This is a genomic window from Chitinophaga sp. Ak27, assembly GCF_012726295.1.
Classification (GTDB): domain Bacteria; phylum Bacteroidota; class Bacteroidia; order Chitinophagales; family Chitinophagaceae; genus Chitinophaga.
Map to the genome: position 1 here is coordinate 253,979 of NZ_JABAOB010000011.1, position 17,437 is coordinate 271,415.

17 protein-coding genes are annotated in these 17,437 nt (G+C 44.1%); 9 read left to right on the forward strand and 8 right to left on the reverse strand.

The genetic code is table 11. The features are described from left to right. Window positions 1-288: 288 nt before the first annotated feature. Window positions 289-663 carry a hypothetical protein gene (locus HGH90_RS28915; RefSeq protein WP_168765429.1) on the forward strand — a complete coding sequence of 125 codons (375 nt, stop codon included), beginning with the start codon at window positions 289-291 and terminating at the stop codon, window positions 661-663. Window positions 664-665: 2 nt separating this feature from the next. Here the strand turns inward: HGH90_RS28915 and HGH90_RS28920 are convergent, their stop codons facing one another. The 3 genes from HGH90_RS28920 to HGH90_RS28930 are packed head-to-tail and all read right to left on the reverse strand — an operon-like array spanning window position 666 to window position 4,122. Next, a complete protein-coding gene (locus HGH90_RS28920) occupies window positions 666-1,724 on the reverse strand; it encodes a response regulator (RefSeq protein ID WP_168765430.1) in 1,059 nt (352 codons plus the stop codon). 4 nt (window positions 1,725-1,728) lie between these two features. Then, complete coding sequence (locus HGH90_RS28925; RefSeq protein WP_247679945.1) at window positions 1,729-3,312, reverse strand: PAS domain-containing sensor histidine kinase; 1,584 nt, start codon at window positions 3,310-3,312, stop codon at window positions 1,729-1,731. 45 nt (window positions 3,313-3,357) lie between these two features. Then, window positions 3,358-4,122 carry a TIGR00730 family Rossman fold protein gene (locus HGH90_RS28930; RefSeq protein WP_168765431.1) on the reverse strand — a complete coding sequence of 255 codons (765 nt, stop codon included), beginning with the start codon at window positions 4,120-4,122 and terminating at the stop codon, window positions 3,358-3,360. 134 nt (window positions 4,123-4,256) lie between these two features. Here HGH90_RS28930 and HGH90_RS28935 point away from each other — a divergent pair, with 134 nt between their 5' ends. Beyond that, window positions 4,257-4,655: a hypothetical protein gene (locus tag HGH90_RS28935; protein ID WP_168765432.1), complete on the forward strand. Its 399-nt coding sequence runs from the start codon at window positions 4,257-4,259 to the stop codon at window positions 4,653-4,655. 152 nt (window positions 4,656-4,807) lie between these two features. Here HGH90_RS28935 and HGH90_RS28940 read toward each other — a convergent pair whose 3' ends face one another. From HGH90_RS28940 to HGH90_RS28950, 3 genes are read right to left on the reverse strand one after another with little or no spacing between them, the layout of a single operon-like run. Then, a complete protein-coding gene (locus HGH90_RS28940; protein ID WP_168765433.1) occupies window positions 4,808-5,266 on the reverse strand; it encodes a pyridoxamine 5'-phosphate oxidase family protein in 459 nt (152 codons plus the stop codon). 16 nt (window positions 5,267-5,282) lie between these two features. Next, entirely contained in the window at window positions 5,283-5,456 is a 174-nt protein-coding gene (locus HGH90_RS28945; RefSeq protein WP_168765434.1) for a hypothetical protein, read from the reverse strand. Between the two features lie 23 nt (window positions 5,457-5,479). After that, complete coding sequence (locus HGH90_RS28950) at window positions 5,480-6,289, reverse strand: universal stress protein (protein ID WP_168765435.1); 810 nt, start codon at window positions 6,287-6,289, stop codon at window positions 5,480-5,482. 189 nt (window positions 6,290-6,478) lie between these two features. On the opposite strand from HGH90_RS28950, the gene HGH90_RS28955 reads away from it, so the two are divergent. The 3 genes from HGH90_RS28955 to HGH90_RS28965 are packed head-to-tail and all read left to right on the forward strand — an operon-like array spanning window position 6,479 to window position 8,675. Next, window positions 6,479-6,931 carry an Hsp20/alpha crystallin family protein gene (locus HGH90_RS28955; RefSeq protein ID WP_168765436.1) on the forward strand — a complete coding sequence of 151 codons (453 nt, stop codon included), beginning with the start codon at window positions 6,479-6,481 and terminating at the stop codon, window positions 6,929-6,931. Window positions 6,932-6,989: 58 nt separating this feature from the next. Further along, window positions 6,990-7,823, forward strand: a complete 834-nt coding sequence (locus HGH90_RS28960; RefSeq protein ID WP_168765437.1) for a universal stress protein — start codon at window positions 6,990-6,992, stop codon at window positions 7,821-7,823. Window positions 7,824-7,835: 12 nt separating this feature from the next. After that, window positions 7,836-8,675 carry a universal stress protein gene (locus tag HGH90_RS28965; RefSeq protein ID WP_169192528.1) on the forward strand — a complete coding sequence of 280 codons (840 nt, stop codon included), beginning with the start codon at window positions 7,836-7,838 and terminating at the stop codon, window positions 8,673-8,675. 79 nt (window positions 8,676-8,754) lie between these two features. Here HGH90_RS28965 and HGH90_RS28970 read toward each other — a convergent pair whose 3' ends face one another. Next, window positions 8,755-10,263, reverse strand: a complete 1,509-nt coding sequence (locus tag HGH90_RS28970; protein ID WP_169192529.1) for a DNA polymerase/3'-5' exonuclease PolX — start codon at window positions 10,261-10,263, stop codon at window positions 8,755-8,757. 26 nt (window positions 10,264-10,289) lie between these two features. After that, a complete protein-coding gene (locus HGH90_RS28975; RefSeq protein ID WP_169192530.1) occupies window positions 10,290-11,159 on the reverse strand; it encodes an ATP cone domain-containing protein in 870 nt (289 codons plus the stop codon). Window positions 11,160-11,369: 210 nt separating this feature from the next. On the opposite strand from HGH90_RS28975, the gene HGH90_RS28980 reads away from it, so the two are divergent. The 4 genes from HGH90_RS28980 to HGH90_RS28995 all read left to right on the forward strand — a co-directional run bounded on the left by HGH90_RS28980 (window position 11,370) and on the right by HGH90_RS28995 (window position 17,367). Next, window positions 11,370-12,449 carry a hypothetical protein gene (locus HGH90_RS28980; RefSeq protein WP_168765441.1) on the forward strand — a complete coding sequence of 360 codons (1,080 nt, stop codon included), beginning with the start codon at window positions 11,370-11,372 and terminating at the stop codon, window positions 12,447-12,449. 279 nt (window positions 12,450-12,728) lie between these two features. Next, window positions 12,729-15,314 carry a c-type cytochrome gene (locus tag HGH90_RS31695; protein WP_211172701.1) on the forward strand — a complete coding sequence of 862 codons (2,586 nt, stop codon included), beginning with the start codon at window positions 12,729-12,731 and terminating at the stop codon, window positions 15,312-15,314. 140 nt (window positions 15,315-15,454) lie between these two features. Next, complete coding sequence (locus HGH90_RS28990) at window positions 15,455-16,297, forward strand: chromate resistance protein ChrB domain-containing protein (RefSeq protein ID WP_168765442.1); 843 nt, start codon at window positions 15,455-15,457, stop codon at window positions 16,295-16,297. A 107-nt stretch (window positions 16,298-16,404) separates the two neighbouring features. Next, complete coding sequence (locus tag HGH90_RS28995; protein ID WP_168765443.1) at window positions 16,405-17,367, forward strand: DUF1259 domain-containing protein; 963 nt, start codon at window positions 16,405-16,407, stop codon at window positions 17,365-17,367. Window positions 17,368-17,437 lie beyond the last annotated feature (70 nt).

Consider the following 17,437-nt stretch of genomic DNA (forward strand, 5'->3'; position numbering starts at 1 on the left):
AAATGATGGCGGTCATATCTGCGCTTGATTCCTGTCACTGTCCCCGTGATGACGATAATCAGGTAGGACGCTAATGAGGGTCATATATCGTTTCTTGGCACAGCACTACTTTTGAATTAAAAAATTACCTGGGGATAGATAATCAGCTCAGGCATAAGCTGTCAACAGAAATATTGTCGCAGAAACTATTGGAAGTTATGACCATAAACAGTAAGAATACTGATTTCGGTCATATACGATGGCTTTGTTTGGCAATACCTTAGCCCTTTAATGTTAAATATCAGACAAATGCATGATAATCTGAATGGCCATTTTTTACAGCAGGAATCCTGGAAGTATATTTTAAGGGTGGTAGAAGACGAAACCATTTTTTTCAAAACCAAGCTGTCCAGGGTGCTCGCTAATGACCTGGAAAAAAGCCACCTGAACGATCTGGAAATTTTCCAGCACCGGTTTCTAATGATGGATGAACAGGTTGTGCTGCTTCGGCACGAAGTACGAGAATTACAGGAAATTATACAACAGCAGGCTGTAGCCACTCCCCTGCCGGCAAGCATTATCACGCAGCAACAGGGGGTAGCGCTAAAAATAGAGCGCCTGCAACAAAGCTTTAACGAACTGGCATCAGATTTCAGCAGTTACCTGCATCAATCATTTACTTAGGCTTAATACAGCAAATTGACCAGTTTCTTTTCATCCAGGATAATGACGGAGCCTTCCTTAATATCTATCAGCTGCTCATCACGGAAATCGCTTAAAGTACGTATCAATGATTCTGTAGCAGTACCTGCGATATTGGCCAGGTTCTCCCGGCTTATTTTCACGATAAAAGGAGGTTCGTTCTTAGGGTTGTATTTCCTGTGAAGATTAATGATGGCCTCTGCAACCTTTTTCCGGAGGGAGTTATATGCCAGTCCCAGTAATTGCTGTTCCCTGGAAGCTATATTCTTCGCCAGCATGCGGATAAATTGCAGGGCTACTTCATAGTTATTATGGAGTAATTCTTCAAAGTCCTTCAAAGGAATAACTGCAATCTCGGTTTCCTCCATAGCCACGGCGGTATCTTTGTAAACCGATCCTTCCAGTAAGGCCGTATATCCCAAAAAGTCGCCGTCACCATAAATTTCAGTGACCAACTCTTTACCCAGATCATTGGTTTTGCAGGTTTTGACTTTACCTTTCTGAACAAAAAATAGCTTGGAGGGATGATTGCCTTCGGTATAGATGACTTGTTTTTTCTTGTATTTATCAATATTCCGGCCTTCAGCCAGCGCTTTCAAGGAATCCTTGCCGGTTGCCTCGTACATTAACTTGTTAAGGCCCTGAAGATTTGGAGAGAATTGCTGATTCCGGATTGCCGCTTTTCTAAGCCTGTTGGCTACAGCATCCCATAGCTCTGTTCCCGTAAATGGTTTGGTAATATAATCGTCTGCCCCCATTCCCATACCTTTCCTGAAATCTGCCCGCTCGGTTTTTGCCGTCAGGAAAATGAATGGCGTATCTTTTACTTCTTCGTGCTGCTGCATGAGGTGTAAAACGCCAAAACCATCCAGTACCGGCATCATAATATCGCATATGATTAAATCGGGGTGATGTTGCAAGATCATTTCCACCCCAGTTTTACCATTATTCGCAGTTAATACGCTATACCCGGCAATAGCCAGGATATCTACGGTGTTCTCTCGTAATTCGTCATTGTCTTCAATAAGCAATATTCTTTTCATGCTATCAGGGATTATCGTGGTTATCCGGGAAAATAATGGTAAAGGTAGTGCCTTTATTTAATTCACTTTCACATTGAATGCTTCCTTTCATCATCTCCGTATATCGTTGTACGATATGCAACCCGAGGCCGGTTCCCTGTATGTTACTGACATTGCTGCCCCTGTAAAATCGTTCAAAAAGATGCAATTGATCTTCCTCTGACATACCTATTCCATTATCTTTCACTATCAGTTTGAATGCTTCAGGAGATTTTACCGTTTCGATAACGATCAAGCTCCCGGAAGGAGAAAATTTAATGGCATTACCTAATAAATTCATTGCAATATGCTTTATCAGCGAGGGATCCAGTACCAGGTTCTTCTCACCAATGTGTATGTAATCAATGACCTGGTTTTCTTTCATAATACCCTGCATTTCCTGGATAATGGTATTGAAATGTTCTTCAATATCAAATTCAATGTTCCTCACCTGTATTTTACCTTCTTCAATTTTGCCTACAGAAAGGAAGTCGTTAAGGGTGTCGGTCAATAGGCTAACATTATTAATAATCCGCTGAATATGCTTATTGCGGATAGGCTGATCCTTATCTGCATCGTAGTGTTTTACCAGGAATGCGGAAGAAAGAATAGTACTCAAGGGGGTACGGAATTCGTGGGAAGCCATGGAAACGAATCGTGATTTAAGGTCTCCCAGCTCTTTTTCCTTTCCCAATGCGGTAGTTAATTCTTCTTTGGAAATTTCGAGCTCCTCCAATGCCCTTCGTAACTGTGTGGTACGGTCTTCCACCATTTTCTCCAGCTCACTGTATACTCTCTCCAACCGTTCTTCCGCCTTTTTTCTTTCCGTAATATTGCTGATATAGGCAATAACAAAATTCCCTTCTTCATTGGAATAATGACTTAAGCTGATTTCTACCGGGAATTCAGTCCCATCCCTATGTACAGCATACAAATCCAGGCCAATGCCCATTGGCCGGCTTTGCGGGTTGGCATTGTATTTCTCCCTATGACCTACATGCCGGTTGCGCACATGATGCGGAATCAGGACTTCCACTTTTTTGCCTAATAACATTTCGCGCTCATAACCAAATTGGTGTAATGCAAAATCATTGACAAGTACAATTTCTCCCTGCTGACCCGCCACCAGGATTCCAATGCTGGCATAATCGAACAGCGCACCAAATCGCGCCAGTTCCTTACTAAGCTGTTGTTTATAATGCCGGTCAGACAACATATCGGTAACCCGAAAAAAACAATAATCTTTATGTTGGTGCTTCAACAGAATTTCCTCGTAAACGCCTTTAAAGATTTCGCCTGTAATATTTTTCAGTTCCCGCTCCTTTGCCGCCAGGCTATCGGCAGCGTGTTGCCCCATTGCCGGTCCCACGCCCATCTGATTTTGATCCATGATAAGTTCCAATGATGGATAATCATCGGTTCCCAGCATTTTAATACCCGTATTATTTATATAAATCAGCTTGCCGCTCTCCAATTCCCTCACAGCAACAAGCCCGGGAACGCTTTCTAATATCGCTGCAAATATGCTCAGTTGAAAATCTATGTCCAGGTCACCAATAGATAGACTCATAATATCAGTCAGAGTAATATAATTATAATGAAATAATGAGATTTGTTATTCTCCCAAAAAAACCAGGCGACGGAATACCTTTTTCCGTTGTATACGGTACTTTTCAACCGCATATTTCCGAAAATGCGCCATCGCTTCCTCGATAGAATCGGTCAACAGCATATATTTCAGGTCTTCCGGCGCTATAGTATTATGTTCAATCATTTTGTGAAACAATGGCATCAATGGTTCCCAATAATCCCGGTTCATTAATACCAGGGGAAAGTTAAGAATTTTATGGGTTTGTATCAAGGTAAGCGCTTCAGAAAACTCATCCAGGGTTCCAATACCTCCTGGCAAGATCATAAATCCGTAAGAATATTTGAACATCAACACTTTACGCACAAAGAAATATTTACAATCAAACTGCATATCCAGGTAACTATTGGCTATCTGCTCATGAGGTAAGCTGATATTGCATCCAACAGACTTCCCTCCTGCCTCTTTGGCCCCCCGGTTGGCTGCTTCCATCATACCAGGGCCTCCACCGGTCATCACGGTGAAGCCTAAACTGGCAATTCCGGCCCCGGCTTTCCGGCCCATTTCGTAATAATCTGAACCTGGCTTTACCCGTGCCGACCCAAATATGGCTATGCAAGGACCAGCGAAATGCAAAACCCGGAATCCCCGGATAAATTCTATCAATACTTTCAAGGAAAAAATAAACTCGTTTGTCCTGGACCGGGGCCCTTCCAGGAAATATTTTTCTTCATGACCGGATAAATCCTGCGCAGTGGAGGCTATTTGTGTGTTTACATTAGTGGTTGACATACCTGAAATATTAGAAAATCAATTTCCAACTATCTTTTTTTCAGGTTTATGATTACTGTCATATAAGGGCCTGATTATACTCATTTTCCTGCGAAGAGAATGACTGTATACTTGTATTGATTTAATTTTTTTTTATGCATATCTATATTAGTGAAGAAGCCGTGGTGAGAGACATACAAGACAGGTTTCAGGCAATATACCCTTATCTGAAACTGGAGTTCTTCAAGAAACCTCATGTTAAGGGAGAAGGTTCGCCCAAAAGTGATAGAATATCTCCCGATACACCCATTGAAAAAATAAGAATGCTTCACAGTTTCGGCTGGTTGGATATCAGTTATTATAGAACAGCTGCAGCCCTGGAGCATGATTTGAGCTATACTTACGGACTAAGCGCCCAGGTTCTCCGGAAATCCGGAAACTTATGGTTGGAAACTACCGGAACAGATAGCTGGACACTGGAAGAATTGAATAATGCCGGACGGGCTGCAAAAAGCCCCACTTTCAATTTACCGGAAGACCCAATAGATGAATAATACAAAGAGGCCAAAATGATCGGCCCCTCTAATAAAAAGAACGTTATTTCAAACGGCAGTACATCCACCTGAATTAATACACTTAATAATTAATAATGGCATTACTTGTCATTGACGCATTAACCCAAATTAACCATTTGCCGGCGGATTGATTATTCCTTTTCAAATCTGCCGGTTTTTTCTTTAATGCGAATCCTGTACACTACTGGTCTGAGAAAATGAAGCGTCTCCTGCTGCATTTTCATTTCCTCATGCATTTGGTCAATGCCTGCAGTTTCACTTACCGGCAACTGCGCCAAACGGCTTACCAGGAACTTCATGGCATAATATCTCTCTTTAGGATCGGTAACTTCCTCATATTCGCCCCACAGCACTACGCTCCGCCAGTTACTAAGATCTTTCAGCTCATCTACCTGGAAACATACATGGGGATTATTACGCATCATATCAATCTTCATCCCTTCCCTGGAATGTGCAATAATGTAAGTATTATTGAAAGCATAACTAATGGGAACAATATATACCTTTCCGTTATTGGCACATCCGATGCGACCGGTCACATTATTTGTTAACACCTGGTCTATTTCTTCATTATTTAATTTACCTAACATAACATTGTTTTTTACATTAAAAATTATACCGTATCAATATTTCATATAATAACATCCATACTTCTTTAAAGAAGGCGATTATCGCAGGAAATCCAATCACCACCAGCAGGATACTGACTATCCAGGCTAAAGCTGCTGTTCCCACATCGCTGATCGCTTGTTTTCTCTTGTCTTGTAAAGCGTGTAACATGACAAAAAAGTTTAAAACCTTCACTAATAATGGGTAATAAAAAGAGGGTAGGCCAATGTCCTGATCAACAAATCTGCGTGGCTGTGTCTGAACAACCGGGATACCATGTTTCTGCCGTAGGCCCCCATTACCACTAATGCATGTTGTTTCTTTAACAGGAAATCAAACAGCGCCTGCTCTGATTTACCTTTTAAAGTAACAATATCCGAAGTTTCAAAATGCCGGCTTAACCAGTTGAGCATATGCTTTTTCTCCTCACCAGGTATATCTTCGTCATTGATCTGTACTACACTCGCTTTGGCTTCGCCCAGTTCTGGCAAGAGATAAGTAAGTTGCTTCATGGCAAATACAGCCGATGGGCTGCCATCGTAACAATACACCACTTCCTGAATAGGCGTAAAAGAAGATGGGGCAATCATAATAGGACATTGCGCATTTGCCAGCAAGTGCTGCAACAAGGGAGATGGGCTTTCCTGCGTTTTTGAATTGACAGAAACGGCCGCATCTGCTATGATCAAATCGGCAAATCTGCTTTCCGCTATAATACTTTCACCAATATTACCTTCCAGGTATCTTACGGACACAGGGATACCACGGTTTTCACATGTTTGTTCAAAACCCGATATATAACTTTTCAATTCAATAGGATGGTATGATATCTGTTTCCCGTTACTACTTCCTGTCACCTCCAATTCAGGTTCCATCTCGTAAATGGCCGTTTCATAGAAAAAACCCGTTAATCGCGACCTCGTCATATCGGACAGATAACAGGCAAAATCCAATGCACTCTTTGTGGGGATACCACCACACATTACTAACAATATCTTTTCCATCTTTTTTTGCTTAAAGATAAGCTCGCGTTCATCACCGGAGTATGACACAGGTCAGCCATGGATATGATTTCAAGCAGCAACCCTTTTATGATTTCTATCAGCAAATACCGTGAGAACAATCATTTTTTCTGTAGACGCAAGGTTCTAGTTTAGCATTATTATTCTTAACCAAATAAAAGGAGGACTCTTATGACAACGTTATCAGTAAGCAAACCTGCTTCTTTGCAAACATCAATTTTTGATGACTTTACTAAACCATGGAGAGACTGGATAGGCAGTTTTTATGATGGTAACCCATTCAATGGCTTTACTGTTCCTGCGGTAAATGTTACAGAAGACAAAGATAGTTATAAGCTGTCGCTGGCGGCGCCCGGCATGAAAAAAGAAGACTTTAAAATCCAGCTGGAAGGCAGCATGCTGACTATCAGTGCTGAAAAAGAAGAAAAAAAAGAAGAAAAAAATGAAAAATACCGGAGGCAGGAGTACAATTATAGCAGCTTCACACGTAGTTTCAATGTACCTGAAAGTATCTCAAAAGATAAAATAGAGGCACATTATGAAGACGGAGTGCTGAAAATGAGACTGCCCAAAAATGAAGAAAGCAAAAAGAATGGGAAAAGCATTGCCATTGCTGTTAAATAACAGGTAGTACAGGTTCTGTGAGCAATGCCCACAGAACCTGTATACTAAAATTTTTCTTATGGAAAAGATACTCTTTATTTCAGATGCGGTGGCTCTCAACAGGCAGTGTCTTGATTTTTCCTGTTACCTGGGCAACCTCACCCGTTCAAAAATAACTGGTGTTTTCCTGGAAAACCAGGAAGTAGAGCTCCGGTCAAGGGAAACGTTACAGGAAATGGCGGTTTGTCCTCCTGTTCCGGGGGCTCCGCTGGAGGTGCAAAAGCAGTTATACAGGGATGAAAATATTTCCTTATTCAAAAATATTTGTACTACAGGCGGCGTCACTTACGAAGTGCATACCAATACGGGCATGCCTGCCGCTGAAGTGATAAGGGAAAGCCGGTACGCTGATTTAGTGGTAATGGATGCCACTACCAGTTTTTCATGGAAATCAGAAAATACCCCCACTGCTTTTACCAGGGAAGTGCTGGAAAATGCTGAATGTCCCGTCGTTATTGCCCCCGCATCATTCGATGGCATTGATGAGATAGTATTTGCTTATAACGGCAGTAAGTCGGCTATGTTTGCTATCAAACAATTTGCACACCTGTTTCCTGCCTTACATGAAAAAAAAATAACTGTACTGGGGGTTACCGAAGCGGCCCGCCCCGTAAAGGGATATAACGATCTTTTTGATGAATGGCTGCATGTTCATTATGACCAGGTGGAAATGATGATGATTGAAGATGATAATGTGCGCGGCGCATTAATGGAATATCTTTTTGGCAGAGAAAAGGTATTTATCGTAATGGGGGCATATGGACGGGGATTCTTATCCAATATAGTAATTCCTAATCCGGCAGAACCAGTAATTGACCTGGTAAATCAGCCGATATTTATTGCACACTATTAATCAACTCATTTTATGAAAAAGGTGATAGCCGTTATTGACATTCTCCATTTTTCTGAGGATCAGATAAGGGGGTTTAAATATTTTACCCGGCAAACCAATAGCCAGCTTACCATTATTTGTCTTGATAGTCTCACTGCAAGCCCAGTTTCTGTGACTGCCAGCGTATTCCCGGAACCGCCTGTCATTGAGTATAGCCAGATTAGTGTCGAAGCAAGAGTAGCGCTCCAATGGCAGATAAATCAAAATATCAAGCAACTGCACCAGCTTTGCGATAAAGATGACATTACTGTTGTCTTAAGAGAATCTGTCAGCTCCCCGGTATCAGAAATTGTTAATGCCAGCCGGTTTGCAGACCTTTTATTGGTTAGTAGCAGTACCTCTTTTGCTGCGCTTTCAGATAGCAATCCGCCCAGGTTTATAAAAGATATACTGGTAGAAGCAGAATGCCCCGTAATGGTATTACCCGATATGTCTTTGCCAATTAAAGAAATAATATTTTCTTATAATGGAACTTATTCTTCTATATATGCTATCCGGCAATTTACATTGCTTTTTCCGGCTTACGGCGATATGCCGGTAAAAGTGGTATATGTGACAGAAAATGACCAGGCCACTATACCGTCTAAAAAGGATTTAAAGGCTTACCTGGATGCACACTATTCTAAAGTTGAGTATGTGGTCCTCAATGGGAATCCGGCCACCGAGTTCCTTGCCCTGTTAATACGCAGGGACGATTGTATTGTTACCTATGGCGCCTTTGGAAGAAGCGCTATCTCCCGGTTTTTCCATCCCAGCGATGCAGATAGTATATTACGTACTACCAATATCCCCGTATTTGTTACACATCCATAATCGATACTTTTGTTACTGTTGTTTAAATAGAAACGGCGCTATGAGTAGCGCCGTTCTCTTGGGGAACAATATGGAACAATCAAGCAATGGCATTCCGCTTGCTTTTTTTAAACTTTTCAATCTCTTCCCAGGTAAAGGTGTTCAGAATGTCGGTATGACAGCAACCTGCTCTTCTGGCCACCCAGATACCCAATTGCATAAAATCGAATTGCGCTAGCGAATGGGCATCGGTATCAATGACTAATTTTACGCCATTGGCAATCGCCTTCTTTACTAATGTATCATTTAAATCCAGCCGGTTGGGGCGTGCATTTATTTCCATCGCTGTACTGGTAGCTGCTGCTTTGGCGAATACCTGGTCCCAGTCAACCGGATAAGGATGCCTGGAGCCAATTAGCCGGCCGCTGGGGTGGCCAATGCAATGTACATATGGGTTTTCACAAGCCTTCAACAACCTGGCAGTATTGTCCGTTGTAAAATGGCTATGGACTGATGCTATCACCCAATCAAATGTTTTCAACAGCTCATCGGGCAATGACAGCTCCCCATTTTCCGTTATATCTACTTCTACCCCCTTCTTAACATAATTATGTCCGATGGCGTTATTGATATCTATTATTTCGGCTGCCTGGCGGGAAATATCGTCAGGCCGCAATACGTGCCCTGTTCGCTCGTTGGACGCATGGTCGGTAACTACAATATACTGGTAATGCGGAAATACACTGAACACGTAATGTGCCATACGCTCGATACTTTCCTCTCCATCGCTCCAGTTAGTGTGTATTTGCATATCACCCTTTACCTGGTTGAAGGTAACCAGGGAAGGTATTTTATGTTGGTTGGCGGCAACGACCAACTCCTGCCCTTCTCTTAATTCAGGTGGCGTATAGTCGAGTAGCAAATGCCGGAATATTTCTTCTTCATTTTCGGCAGTTACATACTGACGCTGTGCCATGTCATATAAACCATTGGCGTCAAACCTGTATCCTTTCTGTGTTGCAAGGCTTTCTATTGAAAGGTTGTAGCTCGTGGAACCGGTATAGTATAATAACGTTGCTCCATAATGTTGCTGATCAGTGAGATAAAAATAAACCAGCACCTGATTATGCAAGAGTGCACAAATCCAGGATCTTCCAGCGGCAATAATATGCTCTGTTAAAGGCATGCGGTCTATTTTATACAGCAGTCTTTTCCTGTCTGCTCCGGCTACCTCCACTACAATATCTATATCGCCAATAGTATCTTTACCCCTCCGCAAACTGCCTGCAAAAGAAGCTTTTTTCACCTCAGGAAACTGCCGGATATATTGTAGTATTTCCTTTCCCTGCAATATGGCATCCCATAACTGTATACGATGGTCTATATCTTTTTCAAGCTTTAAGGCCCGCCTGATATTTTTCCTGTTTTCGGGCGTTAATGAAGGTATACTTTCAAGCTGGTCCAATGTTACGGCAGTAGTCAGTTCGCGCAAATTGCCCACCCCGAGTTCCTGGCAAATAGCTCTTACTTTGTCTGCCGTAATGCCCCTGACATCCATCAACCGTTCTAGTGTATCGGGAATTATGCTCGTATTTACACGCGCTTTCATATAGCTCATTTTTGCTGATAAGAAAATCAAACCCACTCTACTTTCAAAATATGTTCACACAAGTGCTGCACTTCCATCATCGCCGCCTCTAACCTGGCTCCCCTTATATTTGCCGCTGATAATAAGTCAGGCTTTTCCAGCAGACTGCGGCATAGTACTACCCCCTGCTCTAAAAGCATATATTTCTCGTGGCGGCTCAATGTCGAAAGGCAGGTAACCGGGTAAAGGCCGGATCTGTCGATTACATCCTTCAGGCCTTTACCAGCCGGATAGTCCCACGATAGCATATTTAATCCCATACAAACGCCATATTGTATCCCATCAGGGGTAATACGCGTATTCGTAATCAGCCAGCCACGGTAATCCTGTCCGTTACCAATATTCCCTTCTTTCATCTTCCAGGCTATGTCCCGGAAACGTGATTGTACATATAAAGGAATTTTCACGTCACAATGTGTCCCCTGCAACTGGTGGTATTTACATTCGATAATGAATGCCCCTTTGTTTTTAACTGCATAAATATCCACTTCATGCGTAATACAATGCCCCGTCATCAGGGTGTTGGTAGTTACTGTATAACCCGCCTGCCTGAAAAGCGCCGCGATATACTGCTCAAACGGGAAACCGGAAGGCCCCAGCTCAAAAATGGCCTGTTTCAAACGGTACCGCCCTGCAGCCGGACGGGATGCCTTTTTCAATAATTTATAAGCAATCTTATAAATTATCCGTGTTGGCATATTGGGATATACCTGTTTGTATAGTTCTTCTATAATATTTTCAATCATTTCTGACGTAGCGCCCGATTTTCGCAATGACTGCCTGATTTTCTCCGGTGAAAACGGTACTACTTCTCCGTTGGACTTCGTTACAAATATGTCTGGCTCTTTGACCTCCATAACAGATATATTTCAATCGCTAATTTATGCTGATACCAACAACGGATACCTGACATTCATTAGCCTTCCGGGTGATTGTGGTCATGTATCTCCAAATACTTTTTGAAAACCTGACAATAATCAACACGGGCGATGAGAGAGATCATTCCCACCCGCTGGTGAAACACCTAATTTGGTAATAAGAAATACTGGCCGATTAAAAACCCGGATATGGTACTACAGAAACTAGTGAATGGATTGCTAATTACGGTAGCAGCATTATGGCTGGCTGCATTGGCATTATACGCCTTTACAGATGTTGACGTGTTATCCTTCCAGCGATGGGAAGATGCAAAGCTTACGGGAAAGCCGCACCGGGACAGGATACCGCCATCCCTGGCGGCTATGGAGCTGGAAAACAGTCATGATCCCATCGCCGACACCTCGCAATATCATAACCTCCTGCTTCACCTGGTACATCAAAAGCCGTCTGCAAAATGGCCGGTAAATACCGGGTATCCTTTACCCGGCGCATTATTACCTTATCACCGGGTAGTGGCTTTTTATGGCAATCTGTATTCCACACAAATGGGCATTTTAGGGGCCTTACCAGGCGATAGCATGTTAGCGCAACTAAACGAAGAAGCCAGCAAATGGAAAGCGGCAGATACCTCCATCCCCGTTATAACGGCTTTACACTACATCGTGGTAACCGCGCAGGGTAATCCCGGGAAAGACGGAAAGTACCGCCTGCGTATGCCTGAAAGCGAAATTAATAAAGTACTCCTCCTGGCAGCAAAAGCCCACGCTATCGTATTCCTGGATGTGCAGGTCGGGCTCAGCACTTTAACAGATGAACTGCCGTTATTGGAAAAATACTTGGTACGCCCCGATGTACACCTGGGCATAGATCCCGAATATTCCATGAAAAACCAGCGTCCACCCTGTTCATCTATTGGCACTTTTGATGCAACCGATATTAACTATGCCATTTCCTGGCTTACAGCCCTGGTACAGCAATATCATCTCCCGCCTAAAATACTGGTTGTACACCGCTTTACCCAGGGGATGGTCACCAATTACAGGAACATCCATCTTATGCCAGAAGTACAGGTGGTCATGAATATGGATGGATTTGGCAGTGTAGCCAGGAAGAAAGACACCTACGAGTGCTGGATATCGGGAGAACCAGTTCAATTTACAGGGTTTAAGCTGTTTTATAAAAACGACGTCGCAAATGGAGGGCACCTGATGCAACCTGCAGAGGTACTGGCCCTTTATCCTCAGCCGGTATATATCCAATATCAATAATGAACTTTGCCTTTCCTGTCTGTTATAGCATTCCCCAAATATTCATCCTCTACACTTTTTCACCTCTTATCTATATATTTAGGGGGTTGCAACCGATTGGAGAAAACCACGTTATAAACCCCCGGCTGGTAAAGAAAAAAAAGCATTGATAATAGTCAAATTTACGGTAGCAGAATCGCCTGAATAACAGGAATTTAGCCTCCCGCATAAACTGGCTCATCACCTCCATAAAAAATATAAGCAAACAGCTGCCTGTTGACAGCTGTAATTTTTATTACTATGAAAAAAAGATCTGTTGTTACATTTTTACTTGCCGGCGCTTCGATACTGATTTATCATTGCAGTATTCCCCGACACGCGGTATCCGCCCTCGGCACCGCCACGGTAAAGCTACCGCGGGACTCGTCCGGGAAAATAATTGTACAGTCGAATCCCAGCGGCGCTTATTTATCAACCGAACAAAGCCTTGCAGCTATTCATGTACCGGATGGTTATCATTTACAGTTGGTGGCCAGCGAACCGATGGTAAAAGAACCTGTTGCCATTGCCTGGGATGGCAACGGCCGTATGTTCGTGTCTGAAATGCTTACTTATATGCAGGATGTGGACGGCTCCAACGAGAATATCCCTCTGTCAAGGGTTTCGCTGTTGGAAGATACCAATGGCGATGGGGTAATGGATAAAAGCTCGGTCTATATCGATAGCCTGGTACTACCGCGTATGATCCTCTGTGTAGGCAAAAAGCTCCTGGTGAGTGAAACCTATACAAATAACATCTGGTCATATGAAGATGTGAACCAGGATGGTAAAGCTGATAAGAAAGTCCAGGTATTCGGTAACAGTACCCCGCACAGCGGTAACCTGGAACACCAGCGAAGCGGCCTTATCTGGAATATCGATAACAGGATATATGTGACCTATGAAAATCTCCGGTACCGGTATAGCAACGACAAACTTATTGCAGACACTATGTTTACCGGGTATGGACAATGGGGTATTGGCAACGACGATTACGGCAGGTTATATTTCTCTGCAGCAGGAGGCGAAGTACCCGCCTATGGTTTCCAGCTAAACCCCTTCTATGGCCGGTACGATGTACCCGAACAACTGGCGGATGGCTTCAATGCCGTATGGCCTGTTATCGCAACACCCGATGTGCAGGGAGGTCCGGCCAGGCTGCGTCCCGACAGCACGCTGAATCATTTTACCGGTTGCTGCGGGCAATCCATCTTCAGGGGCAATGCACTCCCCAACGATCTGAAAGGGGATCTTATCATCTGTGAACCAGTGGGCCGGCTGATCAGACGGGCCAAAGTCACCAACCAGCAAGGCATCCGGGTCTTACAGAATGCCTATCAGCAGGAAGAGTTCATTGCTGCTACTGATATGAATTTCCGGCCGGTAAATACGGCGAATGGGCCGGATGGCTGTTTATACATCGTGGATATGCATAGAGGCATTATACAGGAAGGCAACTGGACCCGCAAAGGAAGTTATCTGAGGCCGGAAATACTGAAACGCGGATTGGATAAGAATACCAGTCATGGAAGAATTTATCGCCTGGTACACGACGGATACCAGCCAGGCCCCAGGCCCAACCTGTTATCACAAGATGGAAATACACTGGTATCTTATCTGTCTCACGCCAATGGCTGGTGGAGAGATAATGCACAAAAGGAGCTGATTGTACGCCAGGATCTGTCTGTACTACCGACCCTGGTCAGCGTGCTGGAGAAACACACCAATGAGTTGGCCCGCCTGCATGCATTATGGACATTGGAAGGCTTGCATGCAGCCAACCCATCTATCCTGGCTATTGCGATGAAAGATGCCAGTCCGCAGGTCCGTAAAGCGGCAGTCATCATCAGCGAGCCGTTTCTCAAGCTCCAGGATGCAGGCATAAAGAATCTGCTGACGAGCATGGACAGCGAGTCTGACGCCGATGTACAGGCACAGCTGGTGGCCACCCTCTCCTATTATGCGCCTGGTGAATCCAAAAAGATGCAAGAGCATTTTGCACAATCCGGTGGCAATACCAAAAACCTGGTAGCTATTGCGTCGTTGATAGAAAAGAACAGGAATCAAAAAATGTATGGATTTGACCTGGCTGGTATTCCTACAAACGAAAAAGCAGTCATTCTTAAAGGACAAGAAACCTTTCAACAGGTTTGTGCTACCTGCCATGGTGATAATGGGAAAGGCATTTCCATTGGCGGCGCTCCTATAGCCGCACCGCCATTAGCTAACTCTCCGCGGACAGGCAGCCCCAGCATGCTCATCAACATTCTCCTGCATGGTTTATCCGGGCCCATCAGCGGTAAAACCTACCCCGATGTGATGGCCCCTCTCGGCGCCGCCAATAGCGATGAATGGGTATCAAATGTACTCAGTTATGTACATTACCGGTTCAGGCCATCAGGTACTGATTTTACGGTGATAACTCCGGAAGAAGTCAAAAAGATAAGGGCGTTGACAGAAAGTCGCTCGGCATTATTTACTATCTCTGAACTCGAAAATTTCCAACCGGCTGACAAACCGGTAACAGCAGCCGCTACTTCGCCAGCCCTTGCAAAGAAGGAAACTACAAAAAAAACAGCGGGCACTCTATCTGCATTTGCTACAGAAAAGAAGCTGCTGGCAAAACTCGATTGCAGCGCATGTCATCGGCCGGATGTAAAGCTGGTAGGTCCATCTTACAAAGCCATTGCACAAAAGTATAAACGTAGCGACATCAATGTTAACAAGCTGGCAGGCAAAGTCATTGCCGGTGGAAGCGGGAACTGGGGCACCACCCCGATGATAGCCCACCCGGCACTCAGCACAGCTGATGCCCGGAAAATTGTGAAATATATTTTATCGCTTTAAATAAACTATCATTCATTAAAAATGAGAAGGGACCTGTAGGCTGCAGCTTATAAGTCCCTTCTCGTTTAGGCAGCCAACGGGCGACATACTATATTGCTAAAACAACACTAAATTACAGCCCGTATCAAGTACCAGCTGTTATGAAGTGGATCACCCGTGAACGCCCTAAAATAGACCGACTTGCCTGCCCATGGCTAATTAAACGTTTCGTAGATGCGAACGCGGAGTTTATATATGTACCCGCCGGCGAGGTATTATCCCGGGCGGAAGCTGAGCAGGCGATTCCTTTTGATATTGCCGGCGTGGAGTACACACATTATGAGGATCAATGCACCTTTGATTATATCCTGAAGAAACATACCATTGAAGATCCGGCTGTTCTCATCATGGCGCCTATTGTGCGGGGCGCCGACACCGACCGCCACAATCTTGCTACCCAGGCGTCTGGCCTGTGGGCCATTTCAGCAGGACTGGCCTACAACGAACCTGATGATCAGGCGTTACTCGAAAAAGGCATGTTGCTATATGATGCGCTTTACAGCTGGGCCAAATATCTCCAGCATGTTAAGCATACCCAGCAGCCATTTGAAAACCAGCTGATCGATATTTTCAAACAATTTATTCAACAGGAGAAAGAAAGCAGGAAAATACCCAGTTGGGCTAAAGAACTGAAAGAAATCATCCAGGACCAGATAGACACCAACCTTAACCTGAGCCTTAAAGGCTTATCAGAAACGCTCCAGGTACATCCCGCCTATTTGTCGAGAGAGTTTTCAAAATATTTCGATGATCTATCCTTTGGCGATTATATCCGTAAGCTCCGGATCGATAAAGCCACCCAGCTGTTAAGTACCACAGATCATTCCCTGACAGAAATCGCCTACCTGACGGGATTTTCAGATCAGAGTCATTTTACCAGGATTTTTAAGAAATTTACTGGTAAAAGCCCTTCTGCTTATAAAAAGGAATTGATAAAAAAGTAAAAAATAGACTAAACCTTATTTTTCGTTCTATTTTTTGGCATCCGGGAGTTGGAAATTGCAGCTTTGAGCATTGATTGTCATCTCATTAAACCTGTAATACACCTGTTATGAAACGCGTTATTTCGCATCTTCTTGTCACCGCTTCCATGGCCACATTACTGGCGGTAGCCTGTAATAATCCATCTCAGCCTGCTAACAATGCAGACAGCAGTAAACGTAATAATATCTTATGTCCCCCGGGCAGCAGCAAATTGGATGTGCAAAAAATTGAGGCGGTAACCGGCATGAAAGGTGTAGCCAAAAATGGCGAATACAAAATAACGGTTCCCCAAAATGACCTGCATGTAGTGGTAGATGGGTTTAAAATTATTCCGCCCATGGGGCTGGGAAGCTGGGCAGCATTCACGCCATGCGCAGACAGCGTAATGGTAATGGGCGACATTATCGTTACAGAAACCGACCTGGCGCCCGTTCAGCAGGAAGTGATACACCAGGGCTTTACCATCACTGCTATTCACAATCATTTTGTCCGCAACCACCCCAATGTGATGTATATGCATATAGATGGCCGGGGCAAAATTGAGCAGGTAGCAGCCAACGTGAAAGCCATCTTCGACAAAGTGAAGGAAGTGAGGGGCAAAGATCCTAAAGAAGGTAACGCCGACAGTGTGCAGAATAGCATCAACATTGCCCATCTCGACAGCATCATCGGGCATAAGGGAGAGATGGCCAAAGGCGTATATAAGTACACCATTGGCCGGCCGGATGTAGCACTGCAGGAACATGGTATCCCGGTAAGCAGCTTCATGGGATTCAATACCTGGGCCGCCTGGCAGGGCACTGATGAAAAGGCCGCAGTAGCGGGCGATTTTACCATGCTGGAAAACGAAGTAGCACCTGTCATCAAAGCGCTGGTAGAAAACGGTATTGAAGTAGTGGCTGTACACAATCACATGGTACATGAACAACCCCGCATCTTTTTCCTGCACTATTGGGGCGTAGGTCCTGCAGAAAAACTGGCCAGGGGATTCCGCGCCGCATTGGATCAGACAGCAGGAGGCCACAAATAATTTCCGTCAAAAGTAAAAAACAGACTAAACCTTATTATTCATTCTATTTTCCTGTTATTCATAGCAGGAA